Source organism: Streptococcus sp. 477, from assembly GCF_013277295.1.
GTDB lineage: Bacteria > Bacillota > Bacilli > Lactobacillales > Streptococcaceae > Streptococcus > Streptococcus pseudopneumoniae.
This window is the reverse complement of sequence record NZ_VMMQ01000031.1, coordinates 1-23,923: the sequence shown is the minus strand read 5'-3', so window position 1 is coordinate 23,923 and position 23,923 is coordinate 1. Positions and strand designations below refer to the sequence as shown.

The 23,923-nt window shown below is 35.1% G+C and carries 21 protein-coding genes, 3 tRNA genes and 1 pseudogene; 17 read left to right on the top strand and 8 right to left on the bottom strand.

The features are described from left to right. Positions 1-26: 26 nt before the first annotated feature. A complete protein-coding gene (locus HT691_RS04915; RefSeq protein ID WP_050223253.1) occupies positions 27-2,666 on the bottom strand; it encodes a YhgE/Pip domain-containing protein in 2,640 nt (879 codons plus the stop codon). A gap of 127 nt (positions 2,667-2,793) precedes the next feature. Between HT691_RS04915 and HT691_RS04910 the strand changes: the two genes are divergently transcribed. Next, positions 2,794-3,336, top strand: coding sequence for a TetR-like C-terminal domain-containing protein (locus HT691_RS04910; protein WP_001158278.1), 543 nt, complete (start codon positions 2,794-2,796; stop codon positions 3,334-3,336). A 40-nt stretch (positions 3,337-3,376) separates the two neighbouring features. On the opposite strand, the gene HT691_RS04905 is transcribed toward HT691_RS04910, so the two are convergent. The 7 genes and pseudogenes from HT691_RS04905 to rlmH all read right to left on the bottom strand — a co-directional run bounded on the left by HT691_RS04905 (position 3,377) and on the right by rlmH (position 6,556). Then, positions 3,377-3,450 (bottom strand) — tRNA-Asn (locus HT691_RS04905). Between the two features lie 5 nt (positions 3,451-3,455). Continuing rightward, positions 3,456-3,527: transfer RNA gene (locus HT691_RS04900), tRNA-Glu, on the bottom strand. A 51-nt stretch (positions 3,528-3,578) separates the two neighbouring features. Continuing rightward, entirely contained in the window at positions 3,579-4,331 is a 753-nt protein-coding gene (gene comE, locus HT691_RS04895) for a competence system response regulator transcription factor ComE (RefSeq protein WP_000866065.1), read from the bottom strand. Further along, positions 4,328-5,652 (bottom strand): annotated as a pseudogene (gene comD, locus HT691_RS04890) (competence system sensor histidine kinase ComD). Before comD ends, comE begins: the two are co-directional and overlap by 4 nt. 20 nt (positions 5,653-5,672) lie before the next feature. Next, a complete protein-coding gene (comC, locus tag HT691_RS04885) occupies positions 5,673-5,798 on the bottom strand; it encodes a competence-stimulating peptide ComC (RefSeq protein WP_000799687.1) in 126 nt (41 codons plus the stop codon). Between the two features lie 164 nt (positions 5,799-5,962). Then, positions 5,963-6,036, bottom strand: a tRNA-Arg gene (locus HT691_RS04880). Positions 6,037-6,076: 40 nt separating this feature from the next. Then, positions 6,077-6,556, bottom strand: a complete 480-nt coding sequence (gene rlmH / locus HT691_RS04875) for a 23S rRNA (pseudouridine(1915)-N(3))-methyltransferase RlmH (protein WP_000695932.1) — start codon at positions 6,554-6,556, stop codon at positions 6,077-6,079. A 182-nt stretch (positions 6,557-6,738) separates the two neighbouring features. Between rlmH and HT691_RS04870 the strand changes: the two genes are divergently transcribed. The 16 genes from HT691_RS04870 (at position 6,739) to HT691_RS04800 (ending at position 23,681) form a co-directional block, all read left to right on the top strand. Continuing rightward, complete coding sequence (locus HT691_RS04870) at positions 6,739-7,920, top strand: S1C family serine protease (protein ID WP_000681604.1); 1,182 nt, start codon at positions 6,739-6,741, stop codon at positions 7,918-7,920. Between the two features lie 57 nt (positions 7,921-7,977). Continuing rightward, on the top strand, positions 7,978-8,736 hold the full coding sequence (locus HT691_RS04865; RefSeq protein WP_000410378.1) for a ParB/RepB/Spo0J family partition protein: 759 nt from the start codon (positions 7,978-7,980) through the stop codon (positions 8,734-8,736). Positions 8,737-8,948: 212 nt separating this feature from the next. Further along, positions 8,949-10,310, top strand: a complete 1,362-nt coding sequence (gene dnaA, locus HT691_RS04860; protein WP_023936251.1) for a chromosomal replication initiator protein DnaA — start codon at positions 8,949-8,951, stop codon at positions 10,308-10,310. A 158-nt stretch (positions 10,311-10,468) separates the two neighbouring features. Further along, positions 10,469-11,605 carry a DNA polymerase III subunit beta gene (gene dnaN, locus HT691_RS04855; protein ID WP_023940601.1) on the top strand — a complete coding sequence of 379 codons (1,137 nt, stop codon included), beginning with the start codon at positions 10,469-10,471 and terminating at the stop codon, positions 11,603-11,605. A 64-nt stretch (positions 11,606-11,669) separates the two neighbouring features. Then, positions 11,670-11,864: a DUF951 family protein gene (locus HT691_RS04850; protein WP_000285186.1), complete on the top strand. Its 195-nt coding sequence runs from the start codon at positions 11,670-11,672 to the stop codon at positions 11,862-11,864. An 83-nt stretch (positions 11,865-11,947) separates the two neighbouring features. After that, on the top strand, positions 11,948-13,063 hold the full coding sequence (gene ychF / locus HT691_RS04845) for a redox-regulated ATPase YchF (RefSeq protein WP_001218715.1): 1,116 nt from the start codon (positions 11,948-11,950) through the stop codon (positions 13,061-13,063). 71 nt (positions 13,064-13,134) lie between these two features. After that, a complete protein-coding gene (gene pth / locus HT691_RS04840; RefSeq protein ID WP_000163917.1) occupies positions 13,135-13,704 on the top strand; it encodes an aminoacyl-tRNA hydrolase in 570 nt (189 codons plus the stop codon). Beyond that, positions 13,705-17,214, top strand: a complete 3,510-nt coding sequence (mfd, locus tag HT691_RS04835; protein ID WP_023936245.1) for a transcription-repair coupling factor — start codon at positions 13,705-13,707, stop codon at positions 17,212-17,214. Positions 17,215-17,271: 57 nt separating this feature from the next. After that, complete coding sequence (locus HT691_RS04830; RefSeq protein ID WP_001234978.1) at positions 17,272-17,538, top strand: RNA-binding S4 domain-containing protein; 267 nt, start codon at positions 17,272-17,274, stop codon at positions 17,536-17,538. Next, entirely contained in the window at positions 17,531-17,899 is a 369-nt protein-coding gene (locus tag HT691_RS04825) for a septum formation initiator family protein (RefSeq protein ID WP_000041903.1), read from the top strand. Before HT691_RS04830 ends, HT691_RS04825 begins: the two co-directional genes overlap by 8 nt. 4 nt (positions 17,900-17,903) lie before the next feature. Continuing rightward, positions 17,904-18,026 carry an SP_0009 family protein gene (locus HT691_RS11520; protein ID WP_000429334.1) on the top strand — a complete coding sequence of 41 codons (123 nt, stop codon included), beginning with the start codon at positions 17,904-17,906 and terminating at the stop codon, positions 18,024-18,026. Continuing rightward, the gene (locus tag HT691_RS04820; RefSeq protein WP_001224763.1) at positions 18,019-19,287 is read left to right on the top strand and encodes a serine hydrolase; all 1,269 of its coding nucleotides are present in this window, start codon (positions 18,019-18,021) and stop codon (positions 19,285-19,287) included. The genes HT691_RS11520 and HT691_RS04820 overlap by 8 nt, the downstream gene beginning before the upstream one ends. Next, a complete protein-coding gene (tilS, locus tag HT691_RS04815) occupies positions 19,284-20,561 on the top strand; it encodes a tRNA lysidine(34) synthetase TilS (RefSeq protein WP_138706144.1) in 1,278 nt (425 codons plus the stop codon). The genes HT691_RS04820 and tilS overlap by 4 nt, the downstream gene beginning before the upstream one ends. A gap of 4 nt (positions 20,562-20,565) precedes the next feature. After that, positions 20,566-21,108, top strand: a complete 543-nt coding sequence (gene hpt / locus HT691_RS04810; RefSeq protein WP_000892175.1) for a hypoxanthine phosphoribosyltransferase — start codon at positions 20,566-20,568, stop codon at positions 21,106-21,108. A gap of 15 nt (positions 21,109-21,123) precedes the next feature. Next, complete coding sequence (gene ftsH, locus HT691_RS04805; protein ID WP_000744568.1) at positions 21,124-23,082, top strand: ATP-dependent zinc metalloprotease FtsH; 1,959 nt, start codon at positions 21,124-21,126, stop codon at positions 23,080-23,082. Positions 23,083-23,201: 119 nt separating this feature from the next. After that, entirely contained in the window at positions 23,202-23,681 is a 480-nt protein-coding gene (locus HT691_RS04800; RefSeq protein ID WP_000588858.1) for a sigma-70 family RNA polymerase sigma factor, read from the top strand. Positions 23,682-23,923: the final 242 nt, after the last annotated feature.

The window sequence follows — 23,923 nt, the reverse complement described above, 5'->3', positions numbered from 1 at the left end:
ATCGACCAATTAATCGGTCGATTTTTTTAATCTTCTTCCATTTTCTTAGGTTGATAGGCTAGCATACCTAAACCAGTAAATAGAGCTAGTATGGCATCTAGGAAAATGACTTGCTGATGAATATTTCCTGTCATAGAGATTGTTTGTCGTAATCCCGAAACTGAATAACTCATTGGTAACCAAGGACTAATAGTTCTAAAGAAATCATTTGTCAAGGCAAGTGGATAAGTACCGGCACTTGATGCTAACTGTAATAAAAGCAAAATAAGTGAGAAGAAAGCTCCTATACGGCTATTCCATGTTGTTAATGCGGTCACCATGGACATGAATACTAAACTTGTTAGGATAATGAGAATAAATGTTCTCATCTCATGATTAGCCGTTAGACCAATAAGATGAACTCCTCCATATACCAAAATTCCTGCCAAAACAGCTATAATACCATTTATTTCAGCCCGAGATTTCAACCAAGCCCAACGGCTCTCTGGATGAGGTCCTGAAGGCAGCTTCGCAAAGATCATATTCGTTGATATTGCTGCAACAAAGAGAGCAACTGATATCATATAAGGAGCCATTGCAATTCCATTTACAGGAACTTGGTCATTGTCTGTTTTGGAAAGATTGAGTGGATTTGACAAAATATCTGCATTTTGAGATTCCGTAGATGCTGATTTGAGTTGATCACTAGCATTACTTAGTCCTTGTCCTAAAGAAGCAACTCCTGTCTGTAAACCTTCCAATCCAGAAGTTAACTTTGTTCCACCTTCTGCTAATTTCCCAGCTCCATCTGCCAATTTATTAGCTCCACTTTCTAATTGAGAAGCACCTGAAAGTAACTGACTGGATTTGTCAGCTAGTCGGCTAGATCCTGACTGCAATTTATCAACTCCTGCTATCAATTCTTGACTCTTTTGATTCAATTGGTTAGAGCCAGTTGATAATTTTTCAATACCAGATACTAATTCTGGAGTTTTTTCAACTAATTGACTAACTCCTGCTGTCAAGCTAGAAGATTTTTGTGTCAAGGTGTTTGAGCCTGAAACTAGTTGATCCAAACTACCTGTCAAGGTGGCATTTTTTTCACTTAGTTTACTTGCTCCCTGAGAAACTTTATCAACACCTGTAGTATATGCGTTTACACCTGATGCAATCGACTGACTATCAGGAACTAATTTGCTAGTAACAGCTCCTTGTATCTCTGTTAATCCACTTGACAATCTTGTCAAAGAAGTAGAAGCAATAGGTAATACTTGATTAGCTTGATTTTTTAAAGTCGCAAGATTAGAAGATTGATTTTGTAAGTTTTCTAAACTTCCCTGTAAACCTTTAACTACAGCTACAATTGACTGTGCTGATTGAATACTATCAGTCGAATTTTGAGATACAGAAGCACTTATTTCAGCTTGTTGCTCACTTGTCAAAGATTGATAAGCTGCTGTCGATTGAATATTGGCTAATGTAGTCGCTTTAGCAGACTGAGCACTTGCTAACATTTGATTAGAAAGAGATACTATACTTGATAAAACAGAATCTAATTGTTTTGTATCTCCAACATCAATATTTTGAATGGCTTGATTTAACTGATTCAGACCAGAAGATAATTGATTAATTTGATCTTTTTTCCCAGACGAAGCATCTAACTTGCTAGAAAGTTGTTGAATCCCTTCACTTAATTGCTCCACCCCTATTCGAAGTGTAGCTGATTGATTAGATAACTGATTAGCACCTGTTGCAAGACTTCCCACTCCATTGGTGTAGGCACTAACACCAGATGAAAATTGATTAAGACCAGCATTAAGCTGAGAAACACCGCCAGTATAGGATTCTACACCAGAATATAACTGATTGATTCCTCCTACTAATTCAGGACTTTTAGAAGATAATTGACCTAATCCGCTATCTAATTGACTCACTGCACCAGTATATGTAACTAAACCACTATTAAAATTCCCTAAGCCAAGATGAAGTTGTTCAACACCAGAGACATAAGAGGATAATCCTTTAGTAAACTGCTCCGTTCCATTTGAAAATGTTAAACTTGAAGCTGCTAAAGAGTGTAGGTTAGTAGTTAATGTTTGACTTCCTGCCACTAACTGATTCGCTACATCAGTTAGTTTTTCACTTCCAGAATCTGCTTGGCTCATACCATCCTTTAAATAGACCATTTTGTTGAATAAAGCTTTAGTATAGGTCTCGGTTACATTGGTAGAAACACTCTGCTTTAATTGTGTCATAGCAGAATCGCTCATCTTGCTGGCAATAAAACTATGACCACTTGAAGTCTGATAATCGATTTGCATTTGCTCTGGATAATCCGTTAAAATAGAAGCTGCTTTTTCAGATAAATCACTTGGTAAAGTCACTACCATATAGTAATCGCCATTTTCTAAACCCTTCTTACCTTCTTCATCTACAAAATGAAAATCCAAGGTTTTATTTTCTTTTAAATTGGACACCATGTCTTTTCCTATAGACATGCTATTACCATTATAGGAAGCCTCTTTATCATTATTGACAACTGCCACAGGTAAGTCAGACAATTGCCCATATGGATCCCACATTGATGACAAAAATATGATATTGTACAGAGCTGGAATAAGAGAAATCCCTATCATGACAATAATAAAGGTTGGTTTTTTAAAAATTGCTTTCCATTCTTTAAACATAGTTTCTCCTTTTTTAAACATATTGTCTAAAATTTTGATATAATAGATTATACAATAAAAAATCTAAATTACAATATAAAAAATCCATTTTTAGACATATAGTCTAATTTGTTTACAAGGAGGAAATATGCAAGAAAGTAACAAACGCTTAAAAACAAAGCGAACTATTGAAAATGCTATGGTACAATTACTAATGGAACAGCCATTTGATCAAATTTCTACTGTCAAGTTAGCAGAAAAATCCAGAATTAGCCGTTCCAGCTTCTATACGCACTATAAGGATAAGTATGATATGATTGAGCACTATCAAAGCAAGCTATTTCATACATTTGAATATATTTTTCAAAAACATGCTCATCACAAAAGAGACGCTATTTTAGAAGTTTTTGAATATCTAGAGTCAGAACCACTTCTGGCTGCCCTTCTTTCTGAAAATGGGACTAAAGAAATCCAAAATTTCTTACGAAATAAACTTCATATCATGCTCAGTACAGATTTACAAAAGCGATTTATGCAACTGAATCTAAATACCACTGAATTAGAATATAGTAGCATCTATCTAACTCATGCACTTTTTGGTGTCTGCCAAACTTGGATTGCACATGGAAAAAAAGAAAGTTCTCAAGAAATAACAAACTTCCTTATGAAAATGCTTGGTGATACAAATTGATACAAAAAGAGGAACACAGCTGTGTTCCCTTTTATCTATACTCCGCCAGTAGGACTCGAACCTACGACATCATGATTAACAGTCATGCGCTACTACCAACTGAGCTATGGCGGATAAAATAGTCCGTACGGGATTCGAACCCGTGTTACCGCCGTGAAAAGGCGGTGTCTTAACCCCTTGACCAACGGACCTTCTATCTGTAGCAGATATAACCATTATATCAATTTCTTGCTAATTGTCAATCACTTTTGAGATTTTTTCTCTAAAATATCTTTTAATTTTCTAATTTTTAATCTTGAAATAGGACAACGATGATCTTCATAGAAAACAATTTCTAGATTTTTTCGATCAATCTCTCTAATATTGCCTATATTTACCAAAAATGACTTATGAGGAGAATAAAATCGCTGAGTATGTTTGTCCTTTTCCTGAATATCTGTCATAGTACCGTAAAACTCTTTGGCAAAATTCTTACCAATAATACGTAATTTATGAGAGACTCCTGTCGTTTCAATATACAAAATATCATGGTAAGGGATTTTTAAATCATTTCCCTTGTAATTGTAGTCAAAATAATCCACTACATCTTCATTTTCAAGTAACATACTCTTCGTGTAAAAGATATTTTGCTCAATTCTCTTCTTAAACATCTCATCGTTGATATCCTTATCAACAAAATCTAGGGCTGATACCTGGTATTTATAGGTTAGAGTCGCAAACTCTGATCGACTGGTGATAAAGACGATAATAGCGTAAGGATTGTAATGACGAATGAGCTGAGCCACTTCAAATCCCTTTTTCTCAATTCCATGAATATCAATATCTAGGAAATAAAGCTGATTTACTTCATCGTTTTCAATGTATTCTTCAAATTCACGGACTTTTCCCGTTGTCTTGTATGATATTGGAATATTCGATTCTTTCGAAATTTCATCCAATATTCTCTCTAGTCTCACTTGATGTTCAATAACATCTTCTAAAATTAAAACTTTCATTCAAATTCCCTCTTACATCTAATGATTTGTCTAAATGTACTGCCTTCCATCTCTGTTTCTAAAATAATATTGTTGTACTTATCTAGTAGTTCCTTCACATTATTTAATCCGACTCCGCGATTTCTTCCCTTAGTGGAGAATCCTAAGGCAAATAGATTTCCTGAAGGAGTCATCGTCATTTTACATGAATTCTGAATCACAATCACTGTTTCAGTTTCCATCTTAATAACTGCTACTTCCATCTGCTTTTTATAACTATCAGCCGATCCTTCGACAGCATTGTTCAATAAAACACTCATAATACGAACCAAATCCAATAGTTCAATTGGGAGCTTGGTAATCGTATCTTTTACTTCCAGTGTAAACTCTACACCATTATTTCGAGCATAGACAATGGACTGAGCAACCAAACTTCGTAAAGCTGAATCTTCTATGTTGTTCAAATCAAAGTAAGTGTACTTATCTGAACGCAGTTTGTGATTAGCTTTGACCAAAACTTCATTGTAAACTCTGTCAATTTCTTGTAAATCACCACTGTCAATTGCCATCTGCATGCTGACAAGCATTCCAGCATAGTCATGTCGAAAACCACGGATTTCATTATACAGTCCGACAATTTCGTCTGTATAGTTTTGTAAATGTTTCTGTTCAAATTTCTTCTGCTTCAAAGCAATCTCTTTTTCCATTTGTTCTTTATGCGAATTCATTGCAAAGAAGGTCAAAAGTAACGAGATAAAAACAATAGATGACAAAATACTTCCAAAACTATTCAAATGTTTAACCGTACTTACCATATCTGAAACGAAAGATACAATATGGAGCAGTAGTAAGGCAAAAAATACTTTTTTCAAGAAAGGATAGAGGTAGTCTTTGTCAAAATAGGCTAGTTCCAAATGGAAATAATGAATGATTTTAAGACAACAAAATAGGTCAACACCGTTACAACGAAAAAGAATGGGGCATGATATTGTGAAACAAAATTGTCTCCTGTTATAGAAGAGAAAGTTACGGACAGAAAGTTATGAGTGCTCTCATATAAAAGAGATAGTAGTAAACTTAGGAATAGTCCTCTATCCCTCTCATACTGTTTAATCCATCGAAAATAGGAATATAGGCCCAAAGGAAATAAAAATCTTTCAATCACTATTTCATCTAAATATAGAAGATAAAAGGAAAGTTCAAGTACTGCTTCTACTAGTAATGTATAGAGACCAAAAAAATATAGTTCCTTTGATTTTATTTGACCTTTACAAATTAAACGGTAACTGTGACTAATAATTAAAAAATGACCAATAACTGTCCCAAATCCAAATAAATTCATTACTCTTTCCCCTTATTTTATTACTTTTTTCTTGGGAAAATAAAATCACGGAGGATTTTTGGAAGTCTCATTTCCCCACCTTTAATCTTTTGCAAGTCTTTTTCCTTCAAGGCTACAAACTGTTCCAATTTAACTGTGTTTTTCATAATAAAATCTCCTAAAATGTTTTTTCTTGTAAGCTAACTTACAAAAACCATTATACAAAATGGAATTTCGTTTTAGATAAAATTCTCTCAACTGTCATTTTTTTCTCCCAAAGTGTACTTTTTTAAGAAAAAAGCCGGGAAAATTCCCAGCTTTGCTATTATATTGATCCCAGCAGGATTCGAACCTGCGACCGTTCGCTTAGAAGGCGAATGCTCTATCCAGCTGAGCTATGAGACCTAACACAATTATTCTACCAAAAATTCAATTAAAAGTCAATTTATTTATGATAGGGTGATCCCTGCTGAATCGTAAAAGCGCGATAGATTTGTTCAACAAGAACTAGTCTCATTAACTGATGGGGCAAGGTTAGGCGACCAAAACTGACAGAAAGATTGGCTCTATTTTTTACAGCTGATGACAATCCTAAACTTCCCCCAATAATAAAGGTAAGAGTAGAAAATCCTTTTATAGAAGCTTCTTCTAACTGCTTACTAAATTCTTCTGAAGAGAACATTTTCCCTTCAATAGCTAATGCAATAACAAAATCACGGTCAGCAACTTTTGATAAAATTCTCTGACCTTCTATTTCTAAAATCTTTTGATTTTCTGATTCACTGGCCTTATCTGGTGTTTTTTCATCTGATAACTCAATCATTTCAAACTTAGCAAATCTAGAAATTCGTTTTGAATACTCTGCGATACCATCTTTTAAATACTTTTCTTTCAGTTTCCCAACTGTTACAACTTTAATTTTCATGACTCTATTCTAACATATTCTCTATTTTTTCACATCTTATTCACAAAATAAAAAATAGATTTCAATTAAGAAAATCACAGCTTCAAAAGAGTTATCCACAGTTTGTGTAAAACTTTTGTGTTTAAGTTATAATTAAGCTAGTCAGTTTATACTTTCAGTAATTCAAACATATGGAGGCAAATATGAAACATCTAAAAACATTTTACAAAAAATGGTTTCAATTATTAGTCGTTATCGTCATTAGCTTTTTTAGTGGAGCCTTGGGTAGTTTTTCAATAACTCAACTAACTCAAAAAAGTAGTGTAAACAACTCTAACAACAATAGTACTATTACACAAACTGCCTATAAGAACGAAAATTCAACAACACAGGCTGTTAATAAAGTAAAAGATGCCGTTGTATCCGTTATTACTTATTCAGCAAATAGACAAAATAGCGTATTTGGCAATGATGAGACTGATACAGATTCTCAGCAAATCTCTAGTGAGGGATCTGGCGTTATTTATAAAAAGAATGATAAAGAAGCTTACATCGTCACCAACAATCACGTTATAAATGGCGCTAGCAAAGTAGATATTCGATTATCAGATGGGACTAAAGTACCTGGAGAAATTGTCGGAGCGGATACTTTCTCTGATATTGCTGTCGTCAAAATCTCTTCAGAAAAAGTGACAACAGTAGCTGAATTTGGTGATTCTAGCAAGTTAACCGTAGGAGAAACTGCTATTGCCATTGGTAGTCCGTTAGGTTCTGAATATGCAAATACTGTCACTCAAGGTATCGTATCTAGTCTTAATCGAAATGTATCTTTAAAATCTGAAGATGGACAAGCCATTTCTACAAAAGCCATCCAAACTGATACTGCTATTAATCCAGGTAACTCTGGTGGCCCACTGATCAATATCCAAGGACAGGTTATCGGAATTACCTCAAGTAAAATTGCCACAAATGGAGGAACATCTGTAGAAGGTCTTGGTTTTGCAATCCCTGCAAATGATGCTATCAATATTATTGAACAGTTAGAAAAAAACGGAAAAGTGACGCGTCCAGCTTTGGGAATCCAGATGGTTAATTTATCTAATGTGAGTACAAGCGACATCAGAAGACTCAATATTCCAAGTAATGTTACATCTGGTGTAGTTGTTCGTTCGATACAAAGTAATATGCCTGCCAATGGTCACCTTGAAAAATACGATGTAATTACAAAAGTAGATGACAAAGAGATTGCTTCATCAACAGACTTACAAAGTGCTCTTTACAATCATTCTATCGGAGACACCATTAAGATCACTTACTATCGCAACGGTAAAGAAGAAACTACATCTATTAAACTTGACAAGAGTTCAGGTGATTTAGAATCTTAATTGACATCTATGTAAAGAAAGCTTTACATAAGAGAAAAGATGTGTTAGTGTAGAATCATGGAAAAATTTGAAATGATTTCTATCACAGATATACAAAAAAATCCCTATCAACCCCGAAAAGAATTTGATAGAGAAAAACTAGATGAACTAGCACAGTCTATCAAAGAAAATGGGGTCATTCAACCGATTATTGTTCGTCAATCTCCTGTTATTGGTTATGAAATCCTTGCAGGAGAGAGACGCTATCGGGCTTCACTTTTAGCTGGTCTACGGTCTATCCCAGCTGTTGTTAAACAGATTTCAGACCAAGAGATGATGGTTCAGTCCATTATTGAAAATTTACAGAGAGAAAATTTAAACCCAATAGAAGAAGCACGCGCCTATGAATCTCTCGTAGAGAAAGGATTCACCCATGCTGAAATTGCAGATAAAATGGGCAAGTCTCGTCCATATATCAGCAACTCCATTCGTTTACTTTCCTTGCCAGAACAGATTCTCTCAGAAGTAGAAAATGGCAAACTATCACAAGCCCATGCGCGTTCCCTAGTTGGGTTAAATAAGGAACAACAAGACTATTTCTTTCAACGGATTATAGAAGAAGATATTTCTGTAAGGAAGTTAGAAGCTCTTCTGACAGAGAAAAAACAAAAGAAACAGCAAAAAACGAATCATTTCATACAAAATGAAGAAAAACAGTTAAGAAAACTACTCGGATTAGATGTAGAAATTAAACTATCTAAAAAAGACAGTGGAAAAATCATTATTTCTTTTTCAAATCAAGAAGAATATAGTAGAATTATCAACAGCCTGAAATAAGGCTGTTCTTTTATTTTTTTATCTCACAAGGTTATCCACTATGTTTTTCGATAAAAAGCTTAATAAATCAATAATTTTTTCTTTTATCCCCAACCTGTGGATAAAGTTTGGTAACATTGTGGATTATTTTTCACAGCTTGTGGAAAATTCTTGCTATCTATGGTAAAATATCTCTAGTATTAAACTTTTAAATAGTAAAGGAGGAGAAAAGATTGAAAGAAAAACAATTTTGGAATCGTATATTAGAATTTGCACAAGAAAGACTGACTCGATCCATGTATGATTTCTATGCTATTCAAGCTGAACTCATCAAGGTAGAGGAAAATGTTGCCACTATATTTCTACCTCGCTCTGAAATGGAAATGGTCTGGGAAAAACAACTAAAAGATATTATTGTAGTAGCTGGTTTTGAAATTTATGACGCTGAAATAACTCCCCACTATATTTTCACCAAACCTCAAGATACGACTAGCTCACAAGTTGAAGAAGCTACAAATTTAACTCTTTATGACTATAGTCCAAAGTTAGTATCTATTCCTTATTCAGATACGGGATTAAAAGAAAAGTATACCTTTGATAACTTTATTCAAGGGGATGGAAATGTTTGGGCTGTATCAGCCGCTTTAGCTGTCTCTGAAGATTTGGCTCTGACCTATAACCCTCTTTTTATCTATGGAGGACCAGGCCTTGGTAAGACTCACTTATTAAACGCTATTGGAAATGAAATTCTAAAAAATATTCCAAATGCACGTGTCAAATACATACCTGCTGAAAGCTTTATTAATGACTTTCTTGATCACCTAAGACTTGGGGAAATGGAAAAATTTAAAAAAACCTATCGTAGTCTTGATCTTTTGTTAATCGATGATATCCAGTCACTCAGCGGAAAAAAAGTCGCAACTCAGGAAGAATTTTTCAATACCTTTAACGCCCTTCATGACAAGCAAAAACAGATTGTCCTAACCAGTGATCGTAGTCCAAAACATTTAGAAGGGCTCGAGGAGAGGCTTGTCACGCGCTTTAGTTGGGGATTGACACAAACTATCACACCCCCTGACTTTGAAACACGCATTGCCATTTTACAAAGTAAAACGGAACATTTAGGCTACAATTTCCAAAGTGATACTCTAGAATACCTAGCTGGGCAATTTGATTCAAATGTTCGAGATCTTGAGGGAGCCATAAACGACATCACTTTAATTGCCAGAGTAAAAAATATCAAGGATATCACTATTGATATTGCTGCAGAAGCTATTAGAGCTCGAAAACAAGATGTTAGCCAAATGCTCGTCATCCCAATTGACAAAATCCAAAATGAAGTTGGTAACTTCTATGGAGTTAGTGTCAAAGAAATGAAGGGAAGCAGACGCCTTCAAAACATTGTGTTAGCCCGTCAAGTAGCCATGTATTTATCTAGAGAACTAACAGATAATAGTCTTCCAAAAATTGGGAAGGAATTTGGTGGAAAAGATCATACAACAGTTATTCATGCCCATGCTAAAATTAAATCTTTGATTGATGAAGACGATAATTTACGCTTAGAAATTGAATCAATCAAAAAGAAAATCAAATAAGTTGTGGATAACTTTTACTTTATTATCTTTTTTATCCACATTTTTTAAACAAGCCAAAAAACTTGATATGACTTGTTTAAAGTCTGTTTTCCACAGATTTCACAGACTCTATTATTACTATTATCCTTCTAATACTAAAAATAAATAAAGGAGAATCCATGATTCATTTTTCAATTAATAAAAATTTATTTCTACAAGCCTTAAATACAACTAAAAGAGCTATTAGTTCTAAAAATGCCATTCCTATTTTATCAACTGTCAAAATTGACGTGACCAATGAAGGTGTTACTTTAATTGGTTCAAATGGTCAAATTTCAATTGAAAATTTTATTTCTCAAAAAAATGAAGATGCTGGTCTATTAATTACTTCTTTAGGTTCGATCCTTCTTGAAGCTTCTTTCTTTATCAATGTGGTATCTAGCCTACCTGATGTAACTCTTGATTTTAAAGAAATTGAACAAAATCAAATTGTTTTAACCAGCGGCAAATCAGAAATTACCTTAAAAGGAAAAGATAGTGAACAGTATCCACGAATCCAAGAAATTTCAGCAAGCACTCCTTTGGTTCTTGAAACAAAATTGCTCAAGAAAATTATCAATGAAACAGCTTTTGCTGCAAGTACACAAGAAAGTCGTCCAATTTTAACAGGTGTTCATTTTGTATTGAGTCAGCATAAGGAGCTAAAAACAGTGGCAACAGACTCTCATCGTCTAAGCCAGAAAAAATTAATGCTTGAGAAAAATAGTGATGATTTTGATGTCGTGATTCCTAGCCGTTCTCTACGCGAATTTTCAGTGGTATTTACAGATGATATCGAAACTGTAGAGATTTTCTTTGCCAATAACCAAATCCTCTTTAGAAGCGAAAATATTAGCTTCTATACTCGTCTCCTAGAAGGAAACTATCCTGATACAGATCGCTTGATTCCAACAGACTTTAACACTACTATTACTTTTGATGTGGTAAACTTACGCCAGTCAATGGAGCGTGCTCGTCTTTTATCAAGTGCGACTCAAAATGGTACTGTGAAACTTGAAATTAAAGGTGGTATTGTTAGCGCCCATGTTCACTCTCCAGAAGTTGGTAAAGTAAACGAAGAAATCGATACTGATCAGGTTACTGGTGAAGATTTGACCATTAGTTTCAACCCAACTTACTTAATTGATTCTCTTAAAGCTTTAAATAGCGAAAAGGTTACCATTAGCTTTATCTCAGCTGTTCGTCCATTTACTCTTGTGCCAGCAGATACTGACGAAGACTTCATGCAGCTCATTACACCAGTTCGTACAAATTAAGTGAAAGAGGTTGAGCTTAGCTCGCCTCTTTTATGATATAATCGAAAAAGAAAAGGAGAATAGTATGTATCAAGTTGGAAATTTTGTTGAAATGAAAAAACCACATGCTTGCACCATCAAGTCAACAGGAAAAAAAGCTAATCGTTGGGAAATTACACGTGTAGGAGCAGATATCAAAATCAAATGCAGTAATTGTGACCATGTTGTCATGATGGGACGCTATGATTTTGATCGAAAAATGAATAAAATTATTGACTGAGAACCCTTAGTTAGAGGGTTAGCAAGTTTTCCCTTTTTGTGTTATAATATTAGGGATTGAAATGAAAACGGAGAATGAGAAATATGGCTTTGACAGCAGGTATCGTTGGTTTGCCAAACGTTGGTAAATCAACACTATTTAATGCAATTACAAAAGCAGGAGCAGAGGCAGCAAACTACCCATTTGCGACGATTGATCCAAACGTTGGAATGGTTGAAGTTCCAGATGAACGCCTACAAAAACTAACTGAAATGATTACTCCTAAAAAGACAGTGCCAACAACATTTGAATTTACAGATATTGCAGGGATTGTAAAAGGAGCTTCAAAAGGAGAAGGGCTAGGGAATAAATTCTTGGCCAATATTCGTGAAGTAGATGCGATTGTTCACGTAGTTCGTGCTTTTGATGATGAAAATGTGATGCGCGAGCAAGGACGTGAAGACGCCTTTGTAGATCCACTTGCCGATATTGACACCATTAACCTAGAATTGATTCTTGCTGACTTAGAATCGGTGAACAAACGATATGCGCGTGTAGAAAAGATGGCACGTACGCAAAAAGATAAAGAATCAGTAGCTGAGTTTAATGTTCTTCAAAAGATTAAACCAGTCCTTGAAGATGGGAAATCAGCTCGAACTATTGAATTTACAGATGAGGAACAAAAGGTTGTAAAAGGTCTTTTCCTTTTGACGACTAAACCAGTGCTCTATGTTGCTAATGTTGACGAGGATGTGGTTTCAGAACCTGACTCTATCAACTATGTCAAACAAATTCGTGAATTTGCAGCGACAGAAAATGCTGAAGTAGTCGTCATTTCTGCGCGTGCTGAGGAAGAAATTTCTGAATTGGACGATGAAGATAAAAAAGAGTTTCTTGAAGCCATTGGTTTGACAGAATCAGGTGTAGATAAGTTGACGCGTGCAGCTTACCACTTGCTTGGATTGGGAACTTACTTCACAGCTGGTGAAAAAGAAGTTCGCGCTTGGACTTTCAAACGTAGTATGAAGGCTCCTCAAGCAGCTGGGATTATCCACTCAGACTTTGAAAAAGGATTTATTCGTGCAGTAACCATGTCATATGAGGATTTAGTGAAATACGGATCTGAAAAGGCCGTAAAAGAAGCTGGACGCTTGCGTGAAGAAGGAAAAGAATATATCGTTCAAGATGGCGATATCATGGAATTCCGCTTTAATGTCTAAAAAATTAATAAATGGTGTCAATTAGGTTGGAAAAAAATTCCAACCCTTTTGGCTTTTGAAAGGAAAAATAAATGACCAAATTACTTGTAGGCTTGGGAAATCCAGGGGATAAATATTTTGAAACAAAACACAATGTTGGTTTCATGTTGATTGACCAACTAGCGAAAAAACAAAATGTCACTTTTACACACGATAAGATATTTCAAGCAGACCTAGCATCCTTTTTCTTCAATGGAGAAAAAATTTATCTGGTTAAACCAACGACCTTTATGAATGAAAGTGGAAAAGCAGTTCATGCTTTATTAACTTACTATGGTTTGGATATTGAAGATTTACTTATCATTTACGATGACCTTGACATGGAAGTTGGAAAGATTCGTTTAAGAGCAAAGGGCTCAGCAGGTGGTCACAATGGTATTAAGTCTATTATTCAACATATTGGAACTCAGGTCTTTAACCGTGTTAAGATTGGAATTGGGAGACCTAAAAATGGTATGTCAGTTGTTCACCATGTTTTGAGTACCTTTGACAGGGATGATTATATCGGTATTTTACAGTCTATTGACAAGGTTGACGATTCTGTAAACTACTATTTACAAGAGAAAAATTTTGAGAAAACAATGCAGAGGTATAATGGATAAATGGTGACCTTATTAGATTTATTCTCAGAAAATAATCAGATCAAAAAATGGCATCAAAATTTAACAGATAAGAAAAGACAACTGATACTTGGTTTATCAACGTCTACTAAGTCTCTTGCAATTGCAAGCAGTTTAGAAAAAGAAGATAAGATTGTATTGTTGACGTCAACTTATGGAGAAGCAGAAGGACTTGTTAGTGATCTTCTATCTATCTTGGGTGAGGAACTTGTCTATCCATTTTTGGTAGATGATACTCCTATGGTGGAGTTTTTGATGTCTTCACAAGAAAAAATCATTTCACGGGTTGAAGCCTTGCGTTTTTTGACTGATTCATCTAAGAGAGGGATTTTAGTTTGTAATATCGCAGCAAGTCGATTGATTTTACCGTCTCCCAATGTATTCAAAGATAGTATTGTAAAAATCTCACTTGGTGAAGAATATGATCAACACGCGCTTATCCATCAGTTAAAGGAAATTGGCTATCGAAAAGTTACACAAGTACAAACTCAAGGCGAATTTAGTCTGCGAGGAGATATTTTAGATATTTTTGAAATATCCCAGTTAGAACCTTGCCGAATTGAGTTTTTTGGTGATGAAATTGATGGTATCAGGTCATTTGAAGTAGAAACACAATTATCGAAAGAAAATAAGACAGAACTCACAATCTTTCCAGCTAGCGACATACTTTTGAGAGAAAATGATTATCAACGAGGTCAGTCAGCTTTAGAAAAACAGATTTCAAAAACGTTATCACCTATTTTAAAATCATACTTAGAAGAAATTCTTTCAAGTTTTCACCAAAAACAAATGCATTCTGATTCACGGAAATTTTTATCTTTATGCTATGATAAGACATGGACTGTATTTGATTATATTGAAAAAAACATACCAATATTCTTTGATGATTATCAAAAATTGATGAATCAGTATGAAGTCTTTGAAAGAGAATTAGCGCAGTACTTTACAGAAGAATTACAGAATAGTAAAGCATTTTCTGATATGCAGTATTTTGCTGATATTGAACAAATCTATAAAAAACAAAGTCCGGTGACTTTTTTCTCTAATCTTCAAAAGGGACTAGGAAATCTCAAGTTTGACCAAATTTATCAATTTAATCAATATCCTATGCAGGAGTTTTTCAATCAATTTTCTTTTTTAAAAGAAGAAATTGAACGATACAAAAAAATGGATTACACTATTATCCTGCAATCTAGCAATTCAATGGGAAGTAAAACATTGGAGGATATGTTAGAGGAATATCAGATTAAATTGGATTCCAGAGATAAGTCAAGAATCTATCAACAATCTGTAAACTTAATTGAGAGTAACCTAAGACATGGTTTTCATTTTGTAGATGAAAAGATTTTATTGATAACTGAACATGAGATTTTTCAAAAGAAATTGAAACGTCGTTTTCGAAGACAGCATGTTTCAAACGCAGAGAGATTAAAAGATTACAATGAACTTGAAAAAGGAGATTACGTTGTTCACCATATTCATGGGATTGGTCAATATCTAGGAATTGAAACAATTGAAATCAAGGGGATTCACCGTGATTATGTTAGTGTTCAATACCAAAACGGGGATCAAATCTCTATCCCAGTAGAACAGATTCATCTACTGTCTAAATATGTTTCAAGTGATGGGAAAGCTCCAAAGCTCAATAAATTAAATGACGGTCATTTTAAAAAGGCCAAGCAAAAGGTTAAGAACCAGGTAGAGGATATAGCTGACGATTTAATTAAACTCTACTCTGAACGTAACCAGTTGAAGGGTTTTGCTTTTTCAGCTGATAATGAAGATCAAGATGCCTTTGATGATGCTTTCCCTTATGTTGAAACGGATGATCAACTTCGTAGTATTGAGGAAATCAAGAGAGATATGCAGGCTTCTCAGCCAATGGATAGACTTTTAGTTGGGGATGTTGGTTTTGGAAAGACTGAAGTTGCTATGCGTGCAGCCTTTAAGGCAGTCAATGATCACAAACAGGCTGTCGTCTTAGTTCCGACGACGGTTTTAGCGCAACAGCACTATACAAATTTTAAGGAACGATTCCAAAATTTTGCAGTTAATATTGATGTATTGAGTCGCTTTAGAAGTAAAAAAGAGCAGACTGAAACACTTGAAAAATTAAAAAACGGTCAAGTTGATATTTTGATTGGAACCCATCGTGTTTTGTCAAAAGATGTTGTGTTTGCTGATTTGGGCTTGATGATTATTGATGAAGAACAACGATTTGGTGTCAAGCACAAGGAAACCTTGAAAGAGTTGAAGAAACAAGTGGATGTCCTAACTTTGACCGCTACGCCAATCCCTCGTACCCTCCATATGTCTATGTTGGGAATCAGAGATTTGTCTGTTATTGAAACTCCGCCGACTAATCGTTATCCTGTTCAGACATATGTTTTGGAAAAGAATGATAGTGTCATTCGTGATGCTGTTTTGCGTGAAATGGAGCGTGGAGGTCAAGTTTACTACCTTTACAACAAAGTTGACACGATTGACCAGAAGGTTTCAGAATTACAGGAGTTGATTCCAGAGGCTTCGATTGGTTATGTTCATGGTAGAATGAGTGAAATCCAGTTGGAAAATACTCTACTAGACTTTATTGAGGGACAATACGATATCTTGGTGACGACTACCATTATTGAGACAGGGGTGGACATTCCAAATGCCAATACTTTGTTTATTGAAAATGCGGACCATATGGGTTTGTCAACCTTGTATCAGTTAAGAGGAAGAGTCGGTCGTAGTAATCGTATTGCTTATGCCTATCTCATGTATCGTCCAGAAAAATCAATCAGTGAAGTCTCTGAAAAGAGATTAGAGGCAATCAAAGGATTTACAGAATTGGGCTCTGGATTTAAGATTGCTATGCGAGATCTTTCGATTCGTGGAGCAGGGAATCTCCTAGGAAAATCCCAGTCTGGTTTCATTGATTCTGTTGGTTTTGAATTGTATTCACAGTTACTAGAGGAAGCTATTGCTAAACGAAACGGTAATGCTAACGCTAACACAAGAACCAAAGGGAATGCTGAGTTGATTTTGCAAATTGATGCCTATCTTCCTGATACTTATATTTCTGACCAACGACATAAGATTGAAATTTACAAGAAAATTCGTCAAATTGACAGCCGTGTCAATTATGAAGAGTTACAAGAGGAGTTGATAGACCGTTTTGGAGAATACCCAGATGTAGTTGCTTATCTTTTAGAGATTGGTTTAGTCAAGTCATATTTGGACAAGGTCTTTGTTCAACGTGTGGAAAGAAAAGATAATAAAATTACAATTCAATTTGAAAAAGTCACTCAACGACTGTTTTTAGCTCAAGATTATTTTAAATCTTTATCCGCAACGAACTTAAAAGCAGGCATCGCTGAGAATAAGGGATCAATGGAGCTTGTATTTGATGTCCGAAATAAGAAAGATTATGAAATTTTAGAAGGTCTGCTGATTTTTGGAGAAAGTTTATTAGAGATAAAAGAGTCTAAGAAAGAAAATTCCATTTGATATTTTTCTTCTATAAAATAGATAAAAATGGTACAATAATAAATTGAGGTAATAAGTATGAGATTAGATAAATATTTAAAAGTATCGCGAATTATCAAGCGTCGTACAGTCGCAAAGGAAGTAGCAGATAAAGGTAGAATCAAGGTTAATGGAATCTTGGCCAAAAGTTCAACGGACTTGAAAGTTAATGACCAAGTTGAAATTCGCTTTGGCAATAAGTTGCTACTTGTAAAAGTACTGGAGATGAAAGATAGTACAAAAAAAGAAGATGCAGCAGGCATGTATGAAATTATCAGTGAAACACGGGTAGAAGAAAATGTCTAAAAATATTGTACAATTGAATAATTCTTTTATTCAAAATGAACACCAACGTCGTCGCTACCTGATGAAAGAACGACAAAAACGGAATCGTTTTATGGGGTGGGTATTGATTTTGATTATGCTATTATTTATCTTGCCAACTTTTAATTTAGCGCAGAGCTATCAGCAATTACTCCAAAGACGTCAGCAATTAGCAGACTTGCAAACTCAGTATCAAACCTTGAGTGATGAAAAGGATAAGGAGACAGCATTTGCTACCAAGTTGAAAGATGAGGATTATGCTGCCAAATATACACGAGCGAAGTACTATTATTCTAAGTCGAGGGAAATAGTTTATACGATTCCTGACTTGCTTCAAAGGTGATAAAATGGAAAATCTATTAGATGTAATTGAGCAATTTTTGAGTTTATCAGATGAAAAGCTGGAAGAATTGGCTGATAAAAATCAATTATTGCGTTTACAAGAAGAAAAGGAAAGGAAGAATGCGTAAATTCTTAATTATTTTGTTGCTACCGAGTTTTTTGACCATCTCAAAAGTCGTTAGCACAGAAAAAGAAGTCGTCTATACTTCGAAAGAAATTTATTACCTTTCACAATCTGACTTTGGTATTTATTTTAGAGAAAAGCTAAGTTCTCCTATGGTTTATGGAGAAGTTCCTGTCTATGCGAATGAAGATTTAGTAGTGGAATCTGGAAAATTGACTCCTAAAACAAGTTTTCAAATAACCGAGTGGCGCTTAAATAAACAAGGAATTCCGGTATTTAAGCTATCAAATCATCAATTTATAGCTGCGGACAAACGATTTTTATATGATCAGTCAGAGGTAACTTCAACAATAAAAAAAGTATGGTTAGAATCTGACTTTAAACTGTATAATAGCCCTTATGATTTAAAAGAAGTGAAATCATCCTTATCAGCTTATTCGCAAGTATCAATCGACAAAACCATGTTTGTAGAAGGAAGAGAATTTCTACATATTGATCAGGTTGGATGGGTAGCTAAAGAATCAACTTCTGAAGAAGATAATCGGATGAGTAAAGTCCAAGAAATGTTATCGGAAAAATATCAGAAGGATTCATTCTCTATTTATGTTAAGCAACTGACTACTGGAAAAGAAGCAGGTATCAATCAAGATGAAAAGATGTATGCAGCTAGCGTTTTGAAACTCCCTTATCTCTATTATGCGCAAGAAAAAATAAATGATGGTCTTTATCAGTTAGATACGACTGTAAAATACGTATCTGCAGTCAATGATTTTCCAGGTTCTTATAAACCAGAGGGAAGTGGTAGTCTTCCTAAAAAAGAGGATAATAAAGAGTATTCTCTCAAGGACTTAATCACAAAAGTATCTAAAGAATCTGATAATGTAGCTCATAATCTATTGGGTTATTACATTTCAAACCAATCTGATGCCACATTCAAATCCAAGATGTCTGCCATTATGGGAGATGATTGGAATCCAAAAGAAAAATTGATTTCTTCCAAGATGGCCGGGAAGGTCATGGAAGCTATTTATAATCAAAATGGATTTGTGCTAGAGTCTTTGACTAAAACAGATTTTGATAATCAGCGAATTGCCAAAGGTGTTTCTGTGAAGGTAGCTCATAAAATTGGGGATGCGGACGAATTTAAGCATGATACGGGTGTTATCTACGCAGATTTTCCATTTATTCTTTCTATTTTCACTAAGAATTCTGATTATGATACGATTTCTCAGATAGCCAAGGATGTTTATGAGGTTCTAAAATGAGAGAACAAGATTTTTTAAATCATTTTCTCAAGAGAGGATATTTTAAAAAGCATACTAAGGTGGTGCTAGCTCTTTCTGGTGGATTAGATTCTATGTTTCTATTTAAGGTATTGTTTACTTATCAAAAAGAGTTAGAGATTGAATTGATTCTGGCTCATGTGAATCATAAGCAGAGAATTGAATCAGATTGGGAAGAACAGGAATTAAGGAAGTTGGCTGCTGAATCTGGACTTCCTATTTATGTCAGCAATTTTTCAGGAGAATTTTCAGAAGCGCGTGCACGAAATTTTCGCTATGATTTTTTTCAAGAGGTCATGAAAAAGACAGGTGCGACAGCCTTAGTCACTGCCCACCATGCGGATGACCAGGTGGAAACGATTTTGATGCGCTTGATTCGAGGTACTCGCTTGCGCTATCTATCAGGAATTAAGGAGAAGCAAGTAGTCGGAGAGATAGAAATCATTCGTCCCTTCTTGCATTTTCAGAAAAAAGACTTTCCATCAATTTTTCACTTTGAAGATACATCAAATCAGGAGAATCATTATTTTCGAAATCGTATTCGAAACTCTTACTTACCAGAATTGGAAAAAGAAAATCCTCGATTTAGGGATGCAATCTTAGGCATTGGCAATGAAATTTTAGATTATGATTTGGCAATAGCTGAATTATCTAACAATATTAATGTGGAAGATTTACAGCAGTTATTTTCTTACTCTGAGTCTACACAAAGAGTTTTACTTCAAACTTATCTGAATCGTTTTCCAGATTTGAATCTTACAAAAGCTCAGTTTGCTGAAGTTCAGCAGATTTTAAAATCTAAAAGCCAGTATCGTCATCCGATTAAAAATGGCTATGAATTGATAAAAGAGTACCAACAGTTTCAGATTTGTAAAATCAGTCCGCAGGCTGATGAAAAGGAAGATGAACTTGTGTTACACTATCAAAATCAGGTAGCTTATCAAGGATATTTATTTTCTTTTGGACTTCCATTAGAAGGTGAATCAATTCAACAAATACCTGTTTCACGTGAAACATCCATACACATTCGTCATCGAAAAACAGGAGATGTTTTGCTTCAAAATGGGCATAGAAAAAAACTCAGACGTTTATTTATTGATTTGAAAATCCCTATGGAAAAGCGAAAATCTGCTCTGATTATTGAGCAATTTGGTGAAATTGTCTCAATTTTGGGAATTGCGACCAGTAATTTGAGTAAAAACACGAAAAATGATATAATGAACACTGTACTTTATATAGAAAAAATAGATAGGTAAAAAAATGTTAGAAAACGATATTAAAAAAATTCTCGTTTCACACGATGAAATTACAGAAGCTGCTAAAAAATTAGGTGCTCAACTCACTAAAGACTATGCAGGAAAAAATCCAATCTTAGTCGGGATTTTAAAAGGATCTATTCCTTTTATGGCTGAATTGGTTAAACATATTGATACACATATTGAAATGGACTTCATGATGGTTTCTAGCTACCATGGTGGAACAGCAAGTAGTGGTGTTATCAATATTAAACAAGATGTGACTCAAGATATCAAAGGAAGACATGTTCTATTTGTAGAAGATATCATTGATACAGGTCAAACTTTGAAGAATTTGCGAGATATGTTTATTGCAAGAGAAGCAGCTTCTGTTAAGATTGCAACCTTGTTGGATAAACCAGAAGGACGTGTTGTAGAAATTGAGGCAGACTATACCTGCTTTACTATCCCAAATGAGTTTGTAGTAGGTTATGGTTTAGACTACAAAGAAAATTATCGTAATCTTCCTTATGTTGGAGTATTGAAAGAAGAAGTGTATTCAAATTAGAAAGAATAATTTTTAATGAAAAAACAAAATAATGGTTTAATTAAAAATCCATTTCTATGGTTATTACTTATTTTTTTCCTAGTTACAGCTTACCAGTATTTTAGTACAGGTAGTGTTGCAGGGAAAAGTGAGCAAATTAATTATACAGAATTGGTAAAAGAAATTACCGATGACAATGTAAAAGAATTAACCTACCAACCAAATGGCAGTGTTATCGAAGTTTCGGGTGTTTATAAAAATCCTAAAACAAGTAGAGAAGAAACAGGCATTCAGTTTTTCACGCCATCTGTTACTAAGGTAGAGAAATTTACCAGCACTATTCTTCCTGCAGATACTACCGTATCAGAATTGCAAAAACTTGCTACTGACCATAAAGCAGAAGTAACTGTTAAGCATGAAAGTTCAAGTGGTATGTGGATTAATCTACTCGTATCCATTGTGCCATTTGGAATTCTATTCTTCTTCCTATTCTCTATGATGGGAAATATGGGAGGAGGAAATGGCCGTAATCCAATGAGTTTTGGACGTAGTAAGGCTAAAGCTGCAAATAAAGAAGATATTAAAGTAAGATTTTCAGATGTTGCTGGAGCTGAGGAAGAAAAACAAGAACTAGTTGAAGTTGTTGAATTCTTAAAAGATCCAAAACGATTTACAAAACTTGGGGCTCGTATTCCAGCAGGTGTCCTTCTGGAGGGACCTCCGGGAACAGGTAAAACTTTGCTTGCTAAAGCAGTCGCCGGAGAAGCAGGTGTTCCATTCTTGAGTATCTCAGGTTCTGATTTTGTAGAAATGTTTGTCGGAGTTGGAGCTAGTCGTGTTCGTTCTCTTTTTGAAGATGCCAAAAAAGCAGCGCCAGCTATCATCTTTATCGATGAAATTGATGCTGTTGGTCGCCAACGTGGTGTCGGCCTCGGTGGAGGAAATGATGAACGTGAGCAAACCTTGAACCAACTCTTGATTGAGATGGATGGTTTTGAGGGAAATGAAGGGATTATCGTCATTGCTGCGACAAACCGTTCAGATGTACTAGACCCTGCCCTTTTACGTCCAGGACGTTTTGATAGAAAAGTATTGGTTGGTCGCCCTGATGTTAAAGGTCGTGAAGCAATCTTGAAAGTTCATGCTAAGAACAAGCCTTTAGCAGAAGATGTTGATTTGAAATTAGTGGCTCAACAAACTCCAGGCTTTGTTGGTGCTGATTTAGAGAATGTCTTGAATGAAGCAGCCTTGGTTGCTGCTCGTCGCAATAAATCGATAATTGATGCTTCAGATATTGATGAAGCAGAAGATAGAGTGATTGCTGGACCTTCTAAGAAAGATAAGACAGTTTCACAAAAAGAACGTGAATTGGTTGCCTACCATGAGGCAGGACATACCATTGTTGGCCTAGTCTTATCGAATGCCCGCGTTGTTCATAAGGTTACAATTGTACCAAGAGGCCGTGCAGGCGGATACATGATTGCACTTCCTAAAGAAGATCAAATGCTTCTATCTAAAGAAGATATGAAAGAGCAATTGGCTGGCTTAATGGGTGGACGTGTAGCTGAAGAAATTATCTTTAATGTCCAAACTACAGGAGCTTCAAACGACTTTGAACAGGCGACACAAATGGCGCGTGCAATGGTTACAGAGTACGGTATGAGTGAAAAACTTGGCCCAGTACAATATGAAGGAAATCATGCCATGTTTGGTGCACAGAGTCCTCAAAAATCAATTTCAGAACAAACAGCTTATGAAATTGACGAAGAGGTTCGTTTATTATTGAATGAAGCACGAAATAAAGCTGCTGAAATTATTCAGTCAAATCGTGAAACTCACAAGTTGATTGCAGAAGCACTATTGAAATACGAAACATTGGATAGTACACAAATTAAATCTCTCTATGAAACAGGAAAGATGCCTGAAGCAGTAGAAGAGGAATCTCATGCATTATCTTATGATGAAGTAAAGTCAAAAATGAATGATGAAAAATAACCCAAAGAGAGGCAAGACCTCTCTTTTTTGTGCAGTTGAGGAGCTAAAGGGTGCAGAATGGATGAAATGTACCAAAAGTGTTTCTAATCTGTTAGACTGTATCTAGAAAGGGGAAAATTATGATTAAAGAATTGTATGAAGAAGTCCAAGGAACTGTGTATAAGTGTAGAAATGAATATTACCTTCATTTATGGGAATTGTCGGATTGGGACCAAGAGGGAATGATATGTCTATATGAATTGATTAGTAAAGAAGAAGGATTAGTAGAAGATATCTCTCGTTTAAGGAAATATTTTAAGACTAAGTTTCGGAATCGAATTCTAGACTATATCCGTAAACAAGAAAGCTACAAACGAAGATATAATAAAGAACCATATGAAGAAGTAGGTGAGATTAGTCATCGTATAAGTGAGGGAGGTCTGTGGATAGATGACTATTATCTCTTTTATGAAACACTAAGAGATTATAGAAACAAACAAAGTAAAGAGAAACAAGAAGAGCTAGAACGCATTTTAAGAAATGAACGATTCCGAGGGCGTCAAAGAGTGTTAAGAGACTTACGTATTGTGTTTAAAGAGTTTGACATCCGTAGCCGGTAAGAAGCAATGCAAAAAAATGAAAAAAATAGGAAAAGGTGTGTCAATCGAAAGTGATGATGCCCCAAAAAATGGTGAGATTGAGGGCAATTATTTTGCTTTCATTTGACACGAGGAACCCTTGAAGCTGTTTTTTCAGCTAAACCAAGGCTAGTCTTAGCCTTGGCTCTCTAGCCTCACAACTCCAAGCCTCTTATCAAATGAAATGCTTGTCTTAGACTCCTTACTTTCTCTCTCCTAAATGT

Bases quoted from the DNA above. Each gene is read 5' to 3' on its own strand.
- HT691_RS04820 (WP_001224763.1), top strand. From the start codon at position 18,019: ATGCGTAAATTCTTAATTATTTTGTTGCTACCGAGTTTTTTGACCATC.
- HT691_RS04800 (WP_000588858.1), top strand. From the start codon at position 23,202: ATGATTAAAGAATTGTATGAAGAAGTCCAAGGAACTGTGTATAAGTGT.
- rlmH (WP_000695932.1), bottom strand. From the start codon at position 6,556: ATGAAAATTAAAGTTGTAACAGTTGGGAAACTGAAAGAAAAGTATTTA.
- HT691_RS04865 (WP_000410378.1), top strand. From the start codon at position 7,978: ATGGAAAAATTTGAAATGATTTCTATCACAGATATACAAAAAAATCCC.
- HT691_RS04910 (WP_001158278.1), top strand. From the start codon at position 2,794: ATGCAAGAAAGTAACAAACGCTTAAAAACAAAGCGAACTATTGAAAAT.
- tilS (WP_138706144.1), top strand. From the start codon at position 19,284: ATGAGAGAACAAGATTTTTTAAATCATTTTCTCAAGAGAGGATATTTT.
- HT691_RS04825 (WP_000041903.1), top strand. From the start codon at position 17,531: ATGTCTAAAAATATTGTACAATTGAATAATTCTTTTATTCAAAATGAA.
- mfd (WP_023936245.1), top strand. From the start codon at position 13,705: ATGGTGACCTTATTAGATTTATTCTCAGAAAATAATCAGATCAAAAAA.
- HT691_RS11520 (WP_000429334.1), top strand. From the start codon at position 17,904: ATGGAAAATCTATTAGATGTAATTGAGCAATTTTTGAGTTTATCAGAT.
- pth (WP_000163917.1), top strand. From the start codon at position 13,135: ATGACCAAATTACTTGTAGGCTTGGGAAATCCAGGGGATAAATATTTT.
- comE (WP_000866065.1), bottom strand. From the start codon at position 4,331: ATGAAAGTTTTAATTTTAGAAGATGTTATTGAACATCAAGTGAGACTA.
- ychF (WP_001218715.1), top strand. From the start codon at position 11,948: ATGGCTTTGACAGCAGGTATCGTTGGTTTGCCAAACGTTGGTAAATCA.
- comC (WP_000799687.1), bottom strand. From the start codon at position 5,798: ATGAAAAACACAGTTAAATTGGAACAGTTTGTAGCCTTGAAGGAAAAA.
- HT691_RS04850 (WP_000285186.1), top strand. From the start codon at position 11,670: ATGTATCAAGTTGGAAATTTTGTTGAAATGAAAAAACCACATGCTTGC.
- hpt (WP_000892175.1), top strand. From the start codon at position 20,566: ATGTTAGAAAACGATATTAAAAAAATTCTCGTTTCACACGATGAAATT.
- HT691_RS04830 (WP_001234978.1), top strand. From the start codon at position 17,272: ATGAGATTAGATAAATATTTAAAAGTATCGCGAATTATCAAGCGTCGT.
- ftsH (WP_000744568.1), top strand. From the start codon at position 21,124: ATGAAAAAACAAAATAATGGTTTAATTAAAAATCCATTTCTATGGTTA.
- HT691_RS04915 (WP_050223253.1), bottom strand. From the start codon at position 2,666: ATGTTTAAAGAATGGAAAGCAATTTTTAAAAAACCAACCTTTATTATT.
- dnaN (WP_023940601.1), top strand. From the start codon at position 10,469: ATGATTCATTTTTCAATTAATAAAAATTTATTTCTACAAGCCTTAAAT.
- HT691_RS04870 (WP_000681604.1), top strand. From the start codon at position 6,739: ATGAAACATCTAAAAACATTTTACAAAAAATGGTTTCAATTATTAGTC.